The organism is Gammaproteobacteria bacterium, assembly GCA_019911805.1.
Lineage (GTDB): Bacteria > Pseudomonadota > Gammaproteobacteria > Thiohalobacterales > Thiohalobacteraceae > JAHJQQ01.
In genome coordinates this window covers 76,954-91,905 of sequence record JAIOJV010000034.1, presented here as the reverse complement: position 1 = coordinate 91,905, position 14,952 = coordinate 76,954, and the positions used below count along the sequence as shown (strand labels likewise).

The 14,952-nt window shown below is 64.9% G+C and carries 15 protein-coding genes; 5 read left to right on the top strand and 10 right to left on the bottom strand.

The window, feature by feature from the left end; genetic code table 11:
- Window positions 1–92: 92 nt before the first annotated feature.
- The 5 genes from parE to K8I04_03290 all read right to left on the bottom strand — a co-directional run bounded on the left by parE (window position 93) and on the right by K8I04_03290 (window position 5,560).
- The gene (gene parE, locus K8I04_03310) at window positions 93–1,979 is read right to left on the bottom strand and encodes a DNA topoisomerase IV subunit B (GenBank protein MBZ0070751.1); all 1,887 of its coding nucleotides are present in this window, start codon (window positions 1,977–1,979) and stop codon (window positions 93–95) included.
- Between the two features lie 171 nt (window positions 1,980–2,150).
- Complete coding sequence (locus tag K8I04_03305; GenBank protein ID MBZ0070750.1) at window positions 2,151–2,663, bottom strand: CNP1-like family protein; 513 nt, start codon at window positions 2,661–2,663, stop codon at window positions 2,151–2,153.
- Between the two features lie 343 nt (window positions 2,664–3,006).
- Window positions 3,007–3,597: a DUF3501 family protein gene (locus K8I04_03300; protein MBZ0070749.1), complete on the bottom strand. Its 591-nt coding sequence runs from the start codon at window positions 3,595–3,597 to the stop codon at window positions 3,007–3,009.
- Window positions 3,598–3,716: 119 nt separating this feature from the next.
- A complete protein-coding gene (locus K8I04_03295) occupies window positions 3,717–5,048 on the bottom strand; it encodes a Fe-S oxidoreductase (protein ID MBZ0070748.1) in 1,332 nt (443 codons plus the stop codon).
- 89 nt (window positions 5,049–5,137) lie between these two features.
- Window positions 5,138–5,560: a rubrerythrin family protein gene (locus tag K8I04_03290; protein MBZ0070747.1), complete on the bottom strand. Its 423-nt coding sequence runs from the start codon at window positions 5,558–5,560 to the stop codon at window positions 5,138–5,140.
- Between the two features lie 322 nt (window positions 5,561–5,882).
- Between K8I04_03290 and K8I04_03285 the strand changes: the two genes are divergently transcribed.
- The 5 genes from K8I04_03285 (at window position 5,883) to folE2 (ending at window position 10,585) form a co-directional block, all read left to right on the top strand.
- A complete protein-coding gene (locus tag K8I04_03285) occupies window positions 5,883–6,125 on the top strand; it encodes an exodeoxyribonuclease VII small subunit (GenBank protein MBZ0070746.1) in 243 nt (80 codons plus the stop codon).
- Window positions 6,118–7,038 carry a (2E,6E)-farnesyl diphosphate synthase gene (gene ispA, locus K8I04_03280; GenBank protein MBZ0070745.1) on the top strand — a complete coding sequence of 307 codons (921 nt, stop codon included), beginning with the start codon at window positions 6,118–6,120 and terminating at the stop codon, window positions 7,036–7,038. The genes K8I04_03285 and ispA overlap by 8 nt, the downstream gene beginning before the upstream one ends.
- A gap of 350 nt (window positions 7,039–7,388) precedes the next feature.
- Window positions 7,389–9,311 (top strand): 1-deoxy-D-xylulose-5-phosphate synthase, encoded by a 1,923-nt coding sequence (dxs, locus tag K8I04_03275; GenBank protein ID MBZ0070744.1) that lies wholly within the window; start codon window positions 7,389–7,391, stop codon window positions 9,309–9,311.
- A 24-nt stretch (window positions 9,312–9,335) separates the two neighbouring features.
- Window positions 9,336–9,722, top strand: coding sequence for a 6-carboxytetrahydropterin synthase QueD (queD, locus tag K8I04_03270; GenBank protein MBZ0070743.1), 387 nt, complete (start codon window positions 9,336–9,338; stop codon window positions 9,720–9,722).
- Window positions 9,723–9,769: 47 nt separating this feature from the next.
- Window positions 9,770–10,585, top strand: coding sequence for a GTP cyclohydrolase FolE2 (gene folE2 / locus K8I04_03265; protein MBZ0070742.1), 816 nt, complete (start codon window positions 9,770–9,772; stop codon window positions 10,583–10,585).
- 253 nt (window positions 10,586–10,838) lie between these two features.
- Here the strand turns inward: folE2 and K8I04_03260 are convergent, their stop codons facing one another.
- From K8I04_03260 to ribB, 5 genes are all read right to left on the bottom strand, one after another.
- Window positions 10,839–11,321 carry a phosphatidylglycerophosphatase A gene (locus K8I04_03260; protein MBZ0070741.1) on the bottom strand — a complete coding sequence of 161 codons (483 nt, stop codon included), beginning with the start codon at window positions 11,319–11,321 and terminating at the stop codon, window positions 10,839–10,841.
- A gap of 27 nt (window positions 11,322–11,348) precedes the next feature.
- Window positions 11,349–12,317 (bottom strand): thiamine-phosphate kinase, encoded by a 969-nt coding sequence (gene thiL / locus K8I04_03255; protein MBZ0070740.1) that lies wholly within the window; start codon window positions 12,315–12,317, stop codon window positions 11,349–11,351.
- A 254-nt stretch (window positions 12,318–12,571) separates the two neighbouring features.
- Window positions 12,572–13,033, bottom strand: a complete 462-nt coding sequence (nusB, locus tag K8I04_03250; protein MBZ0070739.1) for a transcription antitermination factor NusB — start codon at window positions 13,031–13,033, stop codon at window positions 12,572–12,574.
- Window positions 13,033–13,500, bottom strand: a complete 468-nt coding sequence (gene ribE, locus K8I04_03245) for a 6,7-dimethyl-8-ribityllumazine synthase (GenBank protein MBZ0070738.1) — start codon at window positions 13,498–13,500, stop codon at window positions 13,033–13,035. The genes nusB and ribE overlap by 1 nt, the downstream gene beginning before the upstream one ends.
- A 280-nt stretch (window positions 13,501–13,780) precedes the next feature.
- The gene (gene ribB / locus K8I04_03240; protein MBZ0070737.1) at window positions 13,781–14,896 is read right to left on the bottom strand and encodes a 3,4-dihydroxy-2-butanone-4-phosphate synthase; all 1,116 of its coding nucleotides are present in this window, start codon (window positions 14,894–14,896) and stop codon (window positions 13,781–13,783) included.
- Window positions 14,897–14,952 lie beyond the last annotated feature (56 nt).

Sequence of the window (14,952 nt, the reverse complement as noted above, 5' to 3'; positions counted from 1 at the left end):
GGATTCGGGATTCGGGATTCGGGATTCGGGGTTCGGGGTTCGGGGTTCATTCAGGGACGGCCGCAGTGGGCAGGGGGTATGATCACCGGCACTCAGACCTCGGCCAGGTCACCCTTGCGTTCCAGCCAGGCGCGGCGGTCGGCGGCACGCTTCTTGGCAAGCAGCATGTCCATGATCTGATGGGTGCCGTCGGCGGCATCCAGGGTAAGCTGCACCAGTCGGCGGGTATCGGGATTGATGGTGGTCTCGCGCAGCTGCAGCGGGTTCATCTCACCGAGACCCTTGAAGCGCTGCACGCCGATCTTGCCCTTGATCTTCTCGGCGGCAATGCGGTCGAGCACCCCCTGCCGCTCGGCATCGTCCAGCGCATAGAACACCTGCTTGCCGACGTCGATGCGGTACAGCGGCGGCATGGCGACGTAGATATGACCGGCGTCCACCAGCGGCTGGAAGTGGCGCAGGAACAGCGCACACAGCAGTGTGGCGATGTGCGCGCCATCCGAGTCGGCATCGGCGAGGATGCAGACCTTGCCATAGCGCAGGCCCTTCAGGTCCGTGGAACCGGGATCGACGCCGATGGCCACCGAGATATCGTGCACCTCCTGCGAGGCCAGCACCTCGGCGGAATCCACCTCCCAGGTGTTCAGGATCTTACCGCGCAGCGGCATGATCGCCTGGAACTCGCGGTCGCGCGCCTGCTTGGCGGAGCCACCGGCGGAATCACCCTCCACCAGGAACAACTCGGTGTGCCCCGTATCGTCGGAGGTACAGTCCGCCAGTTTGCCCGGCAGCGCCGGCCCGCTGGTAACCTTCTTGCGCACCACCTTCTTGCCGGCGCGCAGCCGGGTCTGGGCGTTGGCGATGGCGAGCTGGGCGATACGCTCACCCAGTTCGGTGTGCTGGTTCAGCCACAGGCTGAAGCCGTCCTTGACCACGCCAGAGACGAAGGCCGCACACTCGCGCGAGCCCAGGCGCTCCTTGGTCTGGCCCGAGAACTGTGGATCGGCGAGCTTCACCGAAAGGATGTAACTGCAGCGGTCCCAGACATCCTCGGGGGTGACACGCACGCCGCGCGGCAGCAGATTGCGAAACTCGCAGAACTCACGGATCGCCTCGGTGAGGCCCGTGCGCAGACCATTCACATGGGTACCGCCCTGCGTCGTCGGGATGAGGTTCACGTAGCTCTCGCCGACCAGCTCGCCCCCCTCCGGCAGCCACACGACCGCCCACTGCGCAGCCTCGCGGTTGCCGACGAGGTTGCCGACGAACGGCTCCTCCGGCAGCCGTTCGGCACCGGCCAGTGCATCGACCAGGTAATCGCGCAGGCCGCCCTCGTAATACCACTCCTCGCGCTCGCCGCTGGCCTCGTCGTGGAACAGCACGCGCAGCCGCGGGCACAGCACTGCCTTGGCGCGCAGCACATGCTTCAGCCGCGGGATGGAGAATTTCGGTGAGTCGAAATAGCTTGGATCAGGCCAGAAGCGCACGCTGGTCCCGGTGTTCTGCCGGCCGACGGTGCCGATCTTCGTCAGCTCGGCGATCTTCTCGCCGCTGGCGAAGGCGATATGGTATTCCTTGCCGCCACGCCGCACCCACACATCGAGCCGCTTCGACAGCGCGTTGACCACCGACACGCCGACACCGTGCAGGCCACCGGAGAACTGGTAGCTCTTGGCGGAGAACTTACCGCCGGCGTGCAGGCGCGTGAGAATCACCTCGACACCGGGCACACCCTCTTCAGGATGGGTGTCCACCGGCATACCGCGGCCGTCGTCACGCACCTCCAGCGAGCCATCCTTGTAGACCGTCACCTCGATGCGTTTCGCATGGCCGGCGATGGCCTCGTCGACGCTGTTATCGATGACTTCCTGGGCCAGATGGTTGGGGCGCGTGGTATCGGTATACATGCCCGGGCGCTTACGCACCGGGTCCAGGCCGCTGAGTACTTCGATGGCGGAGGCGTCGTAATTGGAAGTCATATCAACCCACAAAACTTGATTACCACGGAAGCACACGGAAGAACACGGACAGGATCACAGGCCTCCCACGACAGCCCAAGTCACCCGCCAGGTGCCGAGGCAGCGCTTCACGACGTGGTTTCATTTCGGCGTCTTCCGTGTGCTTCCGTGGCTGAAAGGATTTTTCCAGGCTCAATGAAAGCGATCATCAGAGGGCAGACCGTAGCGCATACGCCTGAGCATCTCCGCCCGACGCAGCGTACCCATGGCGGGATCACAGAGATAATAGCGGTACAGACGTTCGCGGTAGCGCTCGACGCCGAGATTGCGGATCGGCGCCCACTCTCCTCCCTCGATGGTGCGCCAGGTGCCGGCGCTGTCACCATAGGCATAGGTGCGCCATTCCCGTGTCGAACAACGGATGCCCTCGTAGAAGAGATTCTCGCTGCCACCGGGTGCCCGCAGCAGCATGACATAGCGGACCACGCCGTCCTCACCGATGACCAGTGAGGGCTCGTCGATGGACATTTCCAGACGGGAGCCGGCGATCTGCAGCGGCACACTCACATAGTGCTGGCCGTCGGGATAAGGCGGCAACTCGACCGCCTGTTCCTTCCAGGGCTCACGCTCGACGAACGGGATCTGCGGACCTTCCTCGGCCGGCACGGACACCGGCAGCAACACGCCCAGACTGGCGGCTGCCACACCGACCAGACGGATGAGGGATGAACGCTGGAAGCTGAGAATTGCCGTATCTCCTCTTGGCAGGAAGCCGGCATTCTAAGAGGGATTGCGGGCGGCCACAATCGGGAGGGGGGGCCGATGGTGGATGGACCAAGCCATCGGCCACGGAAACACACGGAACATAATCCCCCAAACCTTGCATGCCATGCATGTGGATTCTTCAGCAGCAGCCTCTTCCGTGCAGTTCTGGAGCCAACGATGACTCAAGAGAGACTCGGCGCGGTGCTCGCGGGCTGGAATCAGCCTGATGGTGGGATTTACCGCAAATATCCTGTTCGTGCCTTTCCCGTAGCGAACCCGGGACTCACGCCAGATCTGCCAGCAGCGAGGCCCGCACCCCGTTGGGGATTGCCGCGACGTCATGCTGGTACTCGGGATGGTCGATACCCATGCCAATAGCGGCACCCTGTCTGGCGGCCGCGACCATGGCCGGCGTGAGTTCGAAACGCATGAAGTGGACGGCCGAGGTCTTCTCCGTGTCCGCACGCTCCAGGTCCTCGTCTGCAATGGCATAGACGGGCTCGGCGTCGCCCACCCGCACCCAGACACGGTCCTCAATGCCGACCAGACGGGCCAGCGCCCGCCGCCGCTCGGTCTCGTCCGGCACCTCGATCATGAAGGTCGCCTTCCAATTGCTGCCGTCGGGAATGAGCGAGTTGTAGGTATCCAGCTCATCCTGGATGCCGGCGGCCTCGAAGATGCGCTCCACGCGCAGCATCTCCTGGACCTGATACTGCATGGTCAGGCGATCCTCGAAATACAGCGTGGCCAGCGGCCCGATGGCCACCTTGCGGTCGCGCTTGTGGGCGAGCACGCGGGCGCGGAACTCGCTGCGTACCTCGGCGTACTTCTCCAGGCTGTAGAGATCTTCTCGGGTCAGTTTCGCGGCACTCATGATGGGCTCCAGTTTTTGGCAGCAGCGTAGGGTGCGTCGAGGCGCAGCCTGACGCACCGTGGGCGTCAGTCGGTCTGTCTGGTGCGCGCTCTCTGCGCCGCCATGCACCCTACGCCCGCCTACAGGCCGTAGGCATACCGCAGCAGCGTCAACGGATGTTCGGGCGCACGGCCGTCGCGCAGGCCGTTCTCGATCTGATGCCCGGCCATGGGGCAATCACTGCTGTAGTGATCGGCATTCGCCTGGGTCACACGCTTGACCACCGGTTTGCAGATCTGCATCGAGACCTCGTGGAACTCACGCTTCACCGCGTAGGTGCCGTCGTGGCCCGAGCAGCGCTCGATGGTCTGGATCTGCGTCTCCGGCACCAGTGCCAGCAGCTCGCGGGTCTTCAGGCCGATGTTCTGTACCCGCAGATGGCAGGCCACGTGATAGGCCACGGTACCGAGCGGATGCTTGAAATCCGTCTTCAGCTTGCCATGCCGGTGGCGCAGCATCAGATACTCGAACGGGTCATAGATGTTGTCGCGCACCCGGGCGACATCGGCGTCGTCGGGGAAGATCAGCGGCAGCTCCTGCTTGAACATCAGCACGCAGGAGGGTACCGGTGCGACGATATCCCAGCCGGCGTCGATGAGTTCGAGCAACTGCGGGATATTGACGTCCTTGGCAGCGGCCACGGCCTCGAAATCCCCGAGCTCCAGCTTGGGCATACCGCAGCAACGCTCCTTGCCAACCGTCCGCATAGGGATGTCGTTGTGCTCGAACACGGCGACCAGATCGGCGCCGATCTGTGGTTCGTTGTAGTTGCCGTAGCAGGTCGTGAACAGTGCCACCTTGCCGCGGGTGGGTCCGGCAGACTGTGGCTCGACGGCCTTGGGCCGATGGCCGCGCAGACGCTTGCGCAGCGTGGTGCTGTGATATTCGGGCAGGATCGCATCCGGGTGCACGCCCAGCACCTTGTCCAGCAGCACACGCGCCGGCCGGGACCGGTTGGCCGCGTTGACCACCTGCGCCACCACCGGGATACCGGCGAGTGAGCCGACCAGATCGGTGGAGGTCAGCAGCTTATCGCGGCCGCGCACCTTACCCTGACGGGACTTGACCGCCTTGGCACGCAGCATCAGATGCGGGAAGTCGACGTTCCATTCATGCGGCGGCACGTAGGGACACTTGGTCATGAAGCACAGGTCGCACAGGTAGCAGTGATCGACCACCTCCCAGTAGACCGGCCGCGCGACGCCGTCGAGCTCCAGCGTGTCCGAGGCGTCGATGGCGTCGAACAGCGTCGGAAACGCGTTGCAGAGGTTGAAGCAGCGCCGGCAACCGTGGCAGATGTCGAATACCCGCTCCAGCTCCTTGAACAGGTCCGCCTCGTCGTAGAAGCCCGGGTTACGCCAATCCAGGGCGTGTCGCTGCGGCGCTTCGAGACTACCTTCGCGTGTGGGCATAAATTCAGGTCCTAGGTTCTAGGCTCTAGGTCCTAGGTGCGAAGTAAGGGTTTTGCCTCGTCCCTAGCACCTAGACCCTAGTACCTGGTTTATTTATCCAACTGATCCAGCGCCTTCTGGAAGCGGTTGGCGTGGGAGCGCTCGGCCTTGGCCAGGGTCTCGAACCAGTCCGCGATCTCATCGAAACCTTCCTCGCGCGCACCCTTGGCCATGCCGGGATACATGTCGGTGTACTCGTAGGTCTCGCCCGCAATGGCGGCCTTCAGATTGTCCGCGGTGCCGCCGATCGGCAGGCCGGTGGCAGGGTCACCCACCGCCTCCAGGTATTCCAGGTGGCCATGCGCGTGCCCGGTCTCGCCTTCGGCGGTGGAGCGGAACACGGCCGCGACGTCGTTATAGCCCTCGACGTCGGCCTTGGATGCGAAATAGAGATAGCGGCGGTTGGCCTGGGACTCGCCCGAAAACGCGGCCTTGAGGTTCTCTTCGGTCTTACTGCCCTTCAGATTTGCCATGGTGACGTCCTCCTGAAAAATTCGGCGGCGGGCCGGTGCCCGGAACCAGATTTAGACTTTGTCTAAACTCCGTACAGATTCTAGGCACCCCCCTCCACAGTGTCAACCACAGCCGCCCAGGGTTGTCGGGGGTTGCCGCGGGGGTTGCCGCGAAGGCCATCGACTCTACCCCGCGGACTGCAGCGAGACAACTGCCGACCGGGGCCTGTTCACAGCCAAATGGCTGACAGGGCTTGCTTCCGGACACTGTCGGGGTAGCGCGTTGACCGGTCTCGCCGAGCGGGGTACCGTAGGCGCCTGCCGTCATCCCGGACCCCCGATCTTGGCCAAGAAACGCAGCGAAACGCCCCCCTTCGAGCAGTCACTCCAGGAACTGGAGGGGCTGGTGGAGAAGATGGAACAGGGCGACCTCAGCCTGGAAGCCGCCCTGGCCTCCTTCGAGCGTGGCATCCAGCTCATGCGCACCTGCCAGGAGGCGCTGGCCCAGGCCGAGCAGAAGGTCGAGCAACTGCTCCGACAGGGTGAAACGGAGCAGATCGTGCCCTTCGAAGGCGACGATGCCTGAGGTGGACAACCGCACGGCGACAACTCCGCTGGCGGCATTCTCCGCGACCCACCTGCGGCGGGTCGAGGCCGCCCTGGACCGTTGTCTGCCTGCCGGCGACACCCACCCCGCGCGCCTGCACCAGGCGATGCGTTATGCCGTGCTCGGCGGCGGCAAGCGCATCCGACCGCTGCTGACCTACGCCGCCGGTGCGGCCCTGGACGCGCCCGACGCACGCCTGGATGCACCGGCCTGTGCGGTCGAACTCATCCACGCCTACTCGCTGGTGCACGACGACCTGCCGGCCATGGACGACGACGATTTGCGGCGCGGGCGACCGACCTGCCATCGCGCATTCGACGAGGCCACTGCGATCCTCGCCGGCGACGCCTTGCAGACCCAGGCCTTTCACGTCCTTGCCCACGCTCCGGAGCTGGATGTTGCGCCGACGATCCGCCTGCGCATGATCGATACCCTGGCGGTGGCCTCCGGTTCGCGCGGCATGGCCGGGGGGCAGGCCATTGATCTCGCCGCAGTCGGTCAGACCCTGGATATCGCCCAGCTCGAGGATATGCATATCCACAAGACCGGTGCGCTGATCCGTGCCAGCGTGCTGCTCGGCGCCCTGTGCGTGGACCGGCCGGACGAGGCCCGTCTGGACCGGCTGGACCGGTATGCCAAATGCATCGGTCTGGCCTTCCAGATCCAGGACGACATCCTCGATATGGTCGGCGACACCGCCACCCTGGGCAAAGTCGCCGGTGCCGACAGCGCCCGCGACAAACCCACCTATCCCGCCCTGCTCGGTCTGGATGGCGCCCGCCGGCGCGCCGCTGAACTGCACGCCGCTGCCCACACGGCGCTGGCCGGCTTCGGCCCCGAGGCCGAGCCCCTGCGCGGTCTGGCCGACCTCATCGTGCAACGGGGGCGCTGAGTGGCCCGGGGCGACCGATCCCTGATCGACACCCCTGATCGACACCCCTGATCGGCCTCGGATCAACGCCTGATCAACCCCTGAATCAATCCGGGGTCACACCCCCCAACGACCCGGCCATTGTCTGCACCGAAAAGCCGCATCCGACACGACACCCACCGGGCAGGCCCGGACGCGGGTACACACCTCCATAACAGGCACCCCGACACCCGCAAGCGCATCCGTACTGCCCTATTAAAGTCTTTTGTTTCAGTAGTTTTCGTGTGCTTTCGGGGCTGGAATGGTTTTTATAGTTTGAATGTGCCTGCGCCACCCGGGATAATGTCCGGTTCCAGTGGTGTACACAGCTCATGACCGGCCCCAAGCCCTTTCCCCTACTCGACCAGATCGACACCCCCGACCAGTTGCGGCAGCTCGCCGAGGCCCAACTGCCGGTGCTGGCGCACGAACTGCGGGAGTTCCTGATCCAGAGCGTCAGCCGTACCGGCGGGCATCTGGCCGCAGGCCTTGGCACCGTGGAGCTGACCATCGCCCTGCACTATGTCTACGACACCCCCGCTGACCGGCTGGTCTGGGATGTCGGCCACCAGAGCTATCCGCACAAGATCCTCACCGACCGGCGTGCGCGCATGGCGACGCTGCGCCAGCAGGGCGGGCTCGCGGGTTTCCCCAAGCGCGACGAAAGCCCCTATGACGCCTTTGGCGTCGGCCATTCCAGCACCTCCATCAGCGCGGCGCTGGGCATGGCCATCGCCATGGCACGTGCCGGCAACGAGGGCAAGGCCGTCGCCATCATCGGCGACGGCGCCATGACCGCCGGTATGGCCTTCGAGGCACTCAACCACGCCGGTGATCTGGATGCGAACCTGCTGGTGATCCTCAACGACAACGACATGTCGATCTCGCCGAATGTCGGCGCGCTGTCGAACTACTTCGCGCGGGTGCTGTCGGGCCGCGCCTATGCGTCCATGCGCGAGCGCGGCAAGAAGGTGCTGGAGGCGCTGCCGCCGGTACGCGAACTCGCGCGCCGTGCCGAGGAGCACATGAAGGGCATGGTCGTGCCCGGCACGCTGTTCGAGGAGATGGGCTTCAACTACCTCGGCCCCATCGATGGCCACGATCTGCCCAGCCTGGTGAAGACGCTGCGGAATGTGCGCGCACTGTCCGGCCCGCAGCTGCTGCACGTGGTCACCCGCAAGGGCAAGGGCTATGCGCCGGCCGAGGCTAATCCCTGCGCCTTCCACGGTGTGAACAAATTCGACCCGACGACGGGCACGGCGCCGCCGGCCGCCAGTAGCGGACCGACCTACACCGAGGTCTTCAGCGACTGGGTGTGCGCCATGGCCGAGCACGACCCGTCGCTGGTCGCGATCACGCCGGCGATGCGTGAGGGCTCGGGTCTGGTCGCGTTCTCGGAACGCTTTCCGCAGCGCTATTTCGATGTCGGCATCGCCGAACAGCACAGCGTGACGTTGGCCGCCGGACTCGCCTGCCAGGGCCTGCATCCGGTGGTGGCGATCTATTCCACCTTCCTGCAGCGTGCCTACGACCAACTGATCCACGACGTCGCCCTGCAGAATCTGCCCGTCACCTTCGCCATCGATCGCGCCGGTCTGGTCGGCCCCGACGGCCCCACCCACGCCGGCAGCTTCGATCTATCCTATCTGCGGTGTGTACCCAACCTGGTCGTCATGGCGCCGGCCGACGAGAACGAGTGCCGGCGCATGCTGTGCACCGCACAGCGCCACCCGGGACCGGCGGCGGTGCGTTATCCGCGCGGCCGCGGTCCGGGCGTGCCCATCGACGCGGCACTGGAACCGCTGCCGCTGGGCCGCGCCGAACTGCGCCGCCAGGGCCGGCAGATCGCCCTGCTCGCCTTCGGCAGCATGGTGGCACCGGCCGAGCAGGTCGCGGAGCGACTCGACGCCACCCTGGTGAACATGCGTTTCGTGAAGCCGCTGGACACGGTCCTGCTGCAGAAGCTCGCCGCCAGTCATGCGGACTTCGTCACCATCGAAGAGAACGCGGTCGCGGGCGGCGCCGGCAGCGCCGTGAACGAATGGCTGGCCGCGCAGGGACTGGCCGTGCGGATGCTGAATCTGGGTCTGCCGGACTGCTTCATCGAGCACGGCGGCCGGGAACAGTTGCTGGCCGGCTGCGGACTGGATGCGGCCGGCATCGAGGCCGCCATTCGCCACCACCTGGGTGAGCCGGACGCGTCCGGCCCGGGTACCGTCGATTGTGTCGACGGGGTCAGTCGCCTAATATCGTAGTTATTTACTCAGGAATTACCCCACGTGGCCGGTAGCTATACCCTCAAAGTACTGACCGAGTTCGCCGCTGCGCACACCCTGCGCGACTATCCGGGCGCCTGTGCGCGCATGCATGGCCACAACTGGAAGGTGGAGGTGGAAGTGGTCGCACGCGCCCTCGACGCAGTCGGTATGGGCGTGGATTTCAAGGTCATCAGAAACGCCGCACGCACCATCGGTGACCGCCTCGACCACCGCTACCTGAACGATCTGGCGCCGTTCACCGAGATCAATCCGACCGCCGAAAACATCGCGGCGTATTTCTACCGCGAACTGGCGCAGGCCCTGAACGACGACCGTATCCGGGTCCACTCGGTCACCCTGTGGGAGACCGACCGCGCCTGCGTCCGCTATGTCGAGGAAGCCGCATGAGCCAGCCCACACCGATCAATCGCCCCCCTGCAGAAACGGCCACTGAGATGTCCGAGGAGGTGCCCGGGGAGATGCCCGAGGAGATGGAAGACGTGCAGGCCCGCGTCGACACGCGCCACATCGCCATCGATAAGGTGGGCATCAAGGACATCCGCCACCCGGTGCGCGTCGCCGACCGTTCCGGCGGCGAGCAGCACACCATCGCCACCTTCAACATGTACGTGAACCTGCCCCACAACTTCAAGGGCACGCACATGTCACGCTTCGTGGAGATCCTCAACCGCCACGAGCGCGAGGTCACCGTGCAGTCCTTCAAGGAGATGCTCGCGGAGATGGCCGAGCTCCTGGAGGCCGAGGCCGGGCATATCGAGATGCGCTTCCCGTATTTCGTCAACAAGTCCGCGCCGGTGTCCGGGGTGCAGAGTCTGATGGATTACGACGTCACCTTCATCGGCGAGATCCGCAACGGTGAGCCGCGGATGAACATCAAGGTCGTGGTGCCGGTCACCAGCCTGTGTCCCTGCTCCAAGAAGATCTCCGCCCGCGGTGCGCACAACCAGCGCTCGCATGTCACCATCGACGTGCGCACCCGGGAATTCATGTGGATCGAGGAGCTCATCGACATCGTCGAGCAGGAGGCCTCCTGCGAGCTCTACGGACTGCTCAAACGCCCCGACGAAAAGTACGTCACGGAACGCGCCTACGACAACCCCAAGTTCGTCGAAGATATGGTACGCGACGTCGCCGCCCGCCTGAACGCTCACGAGCGTATCGGTGCCTACGTGGTCGAGGCAGAAAACTTCGAGTCCATCCACAACCACTCGGCGTACGCGATGATCGTGAACGACAAGGATGGGGAGTGAGGCGTGAGGCGTGAGGCGTAAAAGATAAACCCCTTTTTAGCCACGGAAGCACACGGAAATACACGGAAAAGGGCTATTGTAAAATCCCAGCAAGCAAGCTGCCCGGTTACCACCTGGGCTTTTACATGTAAGGTCTCATCAGTTGGTCCCGAGAGGGCTTTGCAATAGTATTTTTTCTGTGTATTTCCGTGTGCTTCCGTGGCCAAAAATCATTGGGTTTTACGCCTCACGCCTAACGCCTCACGCCTCACCCCTAAACAAACGGTACTAGCAGCAGCAGCGTCAGTGCCGCCGCGATGCCGGCGGCCAGGTCGTCGAGCATGATCCCCAACCCACCGTGGACGTGGCGGTCGAGTACGCAGATCGGCCAGGGCTTGAGGATGTCGAACAGCCGGAAGCAGACGAAGCCGGCGGCGATCCACAGCCAGCCCGGGGGCGCGAACGCCATGGTCGCCAGATAGCCGACCACCTCGTCCCAGACGATACCCGGATGGTCGTGCACCCCGAGAGCGCGCGCCGTACGCCCGCACAGCCAGATCCCCAGTACGAACACCGCCCCCAGCACCAGCAGATAGAACCACGGTGGCAGCGTCGCGCACAACAGATAGACCGGGATCGCCGCCAGGGTGCCGGAGGTGCCGGGCGCACGCGGCACCAGCCCGCTGCCAAAACCAAGCGCCAGGAAATGGCCGGGGTCGCGTAACAGCCGCGCAGGGATGGCTGGCGGCGGGCTCATCGCGACCGTCGGCAGGCGCGATTGCGCTCAGGTGAAATGTACATAGCCTTCCCGTTCGAGGCGAAACGCACGCCCGTCGTCGCGGACGCAGCGCAGGCCCGGCTGCGCCTCGATCACCCCGATCTCCGTCACCGCCAGTCCATCCAGGCGGGCGGCAACGGCAGCCACGTGTGCAGCGGGTACGGTGAAACACAACTCATAGTCGTCGCCGGCCGCGAGCGGCAGGCCGTGCCAGTCGGGACTACCCGCCGCCACGACCTGGCGAAAGGCCGTGGCGCGTGGCAGACGATCGACCCACACAGTCGCACCGACAGCGCCCGCCGTGAGCACATGACCGAGATCCGCGGCCAGACCGTCGGAAATGTCGATGGCCGCACTGGCCAGACCGCGCAGCGCCACGCCCGCCGCCACGCGTGGCTCCGGCCGGCGCAGGCGCGCCAGCAGCGCGGGCCAGGGTTCCACATCGGCGGCACCGCCGGCCTGCAGGTGCCGCAGCGCCACCCCGGCAGCACCGAGCGTGCCGGTCACGAAGATGCGATCGCCCGGCCGCGCACCGGCACGCCGCAGGGCCTGGCCGGCCGGCACGGTGCCCATGATCTGTACCGATACCGTCAGCGGTCCACGGGTGGTATCGCCGCCGATCAGCTCGACCTGGAAACGCTCGGCCAAGGCGAAGAAGCCGTCCGCGAAACCGGCCACCCAGCCCTCCTCCGCCCGCGGCAGCGTCAGCGCCAGCGTCGCCCAGCGCGGGTCCGCACCCATCGCCGCCAGATCGCTGAGATTGACGGCGAGCGCCTTGTGACCGATATCGGCCGGCACGGTGTCATGTGGGAAGTGCACGCCCGCCACCAAGGTATCCACCGCGACCACCAGCGACTCGCCCACCGCCACGTCCACCACGGCCGCGTCGTCGCCGATACCCAGCGCGACGTCACCGCGCCGGTGGGCCCGCGCGGCGAAGTAACGGTCGATGAGGGAGAATTCGGCGAGCGGCATGGGGGTTCTTCGCGGTTGAAAACGATTAACCACAAAGGACACCAAGGACACGAAGGAAATTCATCAACGCATGCGGAACGACGAGTTCCCTTCCCCTTGATGGGGAGGACAGGGGAAGGGTGCGACACGTTCCGACAGCCCCCTCACCCCGGCTCTCTCCCGCAAGGAAGAGGGCATTCCCGCTTTTACATTGATTGGAGATTTTCCTTCGTGTCCTCGGTGTCCTTCGTGGTTGAAACAGACCCGATCTCAAATCAGCCGCGCATCTCCACCGCACGCAGGTCGCGCGCAAGTCGATCGAGCGCTGCGTTGACGAAGGTATGGCCCTGCTCGGCACCGTACTTCTTGGTCAGCGCCACGGCCTCATTGAGCACGACACGGTAGGGTACGTCCAGACATTGCTGCAGTTCGAAGGCGGCGACACGCAGCATGGCGCGCTCGACGGGATCGACCTCGTCCAGCGGCCGCGCCAGCACCGGTGCGAGCAACGCGTCCAGCGTGGCGTGACCTTGTACCACGCCGCGCACCAGCACCTCGAAATACTCCGTGTCGGCACCGCGGTTGTCCGCGTCGGTCAGGAACTGGGCCAGGATATCGGTCGCATCGTGCGCGGTCATCTGCCATTGATAGACCGCCTGCATGGCCAGCCGCCGCGCCTTGCTGCGCGCGGCGGCCGGGAACCGCCGGCTGGAACCCGAGACGGTGCCAGCGGCCATCAGGACTCCAACTGTTTGAGCAGGTCGATCATCTCGATGGCGGACATGGCCGCCTCGACGCCCTTGTTACCGGCCTTGGTGCCGGCGCGCTCGATGGCCTGTTCGATGCTGTCGACCGTCAGCACGCCGAAGGCGAGTGGGACGTCGAACTCCATGCCGACGCTGGCCAGGCCTTTGATGCATTCGCCGGCGACGTACTCGAAATGTGGCGTGCCACCGCGGATCACGGCACCGAGCGCAATGATGGCATCGTACTTCTTCGAAGCCGCCAGGCGCTTCGCCGCCAGCGGCATCTCGAAGGCCCCGGGCACGCGCACGATGTGCAGGTCCTGCTCCTGGGCGCCGTGGCGCTTCAGACAGTCCACCGCACCGGCCACCAGACTCTCCACCACGAAGCTGTTGAAGCGCGCCACCAGCAACGCAAAGCGCGCCCCACGCACCTGCAACTGGCCCTCGATCTCGGTCATCTTGCTCATCAGTCGTATCCCATGTCCGTCGTTGAATTCAGTCTGTCGGCAGTTTAACCACGAAGGACACTAAGGACACGAAGGAAATTCATCAACGAATGCTGAACGATGCGTCCTCCCCTTGACGGGGAGGATAGGGGGGTGCGATGCGCTCCAGCAATCCCCTCACCCGGGCCCTCTCCCGCAAAGGGAGAGGGCGCTCTCGATTTTACATTGATTGGAGATTTTCCTTCGTGTCCTTAGTGTCCTTCGTGGTTAACTCGAAATACCCCTCACCCGCTCAGTCGCCGGACACGTATTCGACCACTTCGAGGCCGAAACCGGTGATGGCGTGCATCTTTTTCGGGGCCGACAGCACGCGCATACGGGTGATGCCGAGGTCGGCCAGGATCTGGGCACCGATCCCGTAGGTGCGCAGCTCCTCGCGGCCGCCGCCACGCCGCGGCGGCTCGCTGTGCGGGCCAGCTTCGGCGTAATAGCGGATACGGCGCACCAGCGAGGCGGGATCTTCCGGCTTACCGAGCACAATGATCACGCCGCTGCCCTCGCGCGCCACCCGTTCCAGTGCATGTCGCAGCGGCCAGCCGCAATCCCCAGTGCGGGCACCCAGCAGATCGCACAGCGTGCCCTGCACGTGCACCCGCACCAGCACCGGCTGCTGCACGTCCGGCTCGCCGTAGACCAACGCGAGATGTACGTCCTTCTCGATGGAGTCCTCATAGGCCACCAGCCGGAAGTCACCGAACTCCGTCGGCAGGTCGCACGCGGCAACGCGCTCGACGGTCTTCTCATTCTCGATGCGGTAATGAATCAGATCGGCGATAGTGCCGATCTTGAGCTTGTGTTCGGCAGCAAAGCGCTCCAGGTCGGGCCGCCGCGCCATGCTGCCGTCCTCGTTGAGGATCTCGACGATGGCCGCGGCCGGCTCCAGACCCGCCAGACGCACCAGATCGCAGCCTGCCTCGGTGTGGCCGGCACGGGTGAGCACGCCGCCGGGCTTGGCCATGAGCGGGAAGATATGCCCGGGCGTGACGATGTCACCGGGCTCCGCATCGGGGGCCACCGCCGCCTGGACCGTTACCGCGCGGTCCTGCGCCGAAATACCGGTGGTCACACCCTCGGCCGCTTCGATAGATACCGTGAAATTGGTCGAGTGCGATGAGGTGTTGTCATTGACCATCAGTGGCAGGTTCAACTGCCGGCAGCGCTCGCGCGTCAGTGTCAGACACACCAGACCACGGCCGTACTTGGCCATGAAGTTGATATCCTCCGGACGCACCTTGCTCGCGGCCATGACGAGATCGCCCTCATTCTCGCGATCCTCGTCGTCCATCAGGATGATCATCCTGCCCTGACGCAGGTCCTCGATGAGCTCTTCGACGGTGTTCAATGCCATTGCCGACTCCAAACAAACTTATGATTTACCACGAAGGACACGAAGGACACGAAGGA

Coding starts and splice junctions, on each gene's coding strand:
- folE2 (MBZ0070742.1), top strand. CDS start 9,770: ATGTCCGAGGAGGTGCCCGGGGAGATGCCCGAGGAGATGGAAGACGTG.
- dxs (MBZ0070744.1), top strand. CDS start 7,389: ATGACCGGCCCCAAGCCCTTTCCCCTACTCGACCAGATCGACACCCCC.
- thiL (MBZ0070740.1), bottom strand. CDS start 12,317: ATGCCGCTCGCCGAATTCTCCCTCATCGACCGTTACTTCGCCGCGCGG.
- nusB (MBZ0070739.1), bottom strand. CDS start 13,033: ATGGCCGCTGGCACCGTCTCGGGTTCCAGCCGGCGGTTCCCGGCCGCC.
- K8I04_03260 (MBZ0070741.1), bottom strand. CDS start 11,321: ATGAGCCCGCCGCCAGCCATCCCTGCGCGGCTGTTACGCGACCCCGGC.
- ribB (MBZ0070737.1), bottom strand. CDS start 14,896: ATGGCATTGAACACCGTCGAAGAGCTCATCGAGGACCTGCGTCAGGGC.
- K8I04_03290 (MBZ0070747.1), bottom strand. CDS start 5,560: ATGGCAAATCTGAAGGGCAGTAAGACCGAAGAGAACCTCAAGGCCGCG.
- ribE (MBZ0070738.1), bottom strand. CDS start 13,500: ATGACCGAGATCGAGGGCCAGTTGCAGGTGCGTGGGGCGCGCTTTGCG.
- K8I04_03300 (MBZ0070749.1), bottom strand. CDS start 3,597: ATGAGTGCCGCGAAACTGACCCGAGAAGATCTCTACAGCCTGGAGAAG.
- K8I04_03295 (MBZ0070748.1), bottom strand. CDS start 5,048: ATGCCCACACGCGAAGGTAGTCTCGAAGCGCCGCAGCGACACGCCCTG.
- ispA (MBZ0070745.1), top strand. CDS start 6,118: ATGCCTGAGGTGGACAACCGCACGGCGACAACTCCGCTGGCGGCATTC.
- parE (MBZ0070751.1), bottom strand. CDS start 1,979: ATGACTTCCAATTACGACGCCTCCGCCATCGAAGTACTCAGCGGCCTG.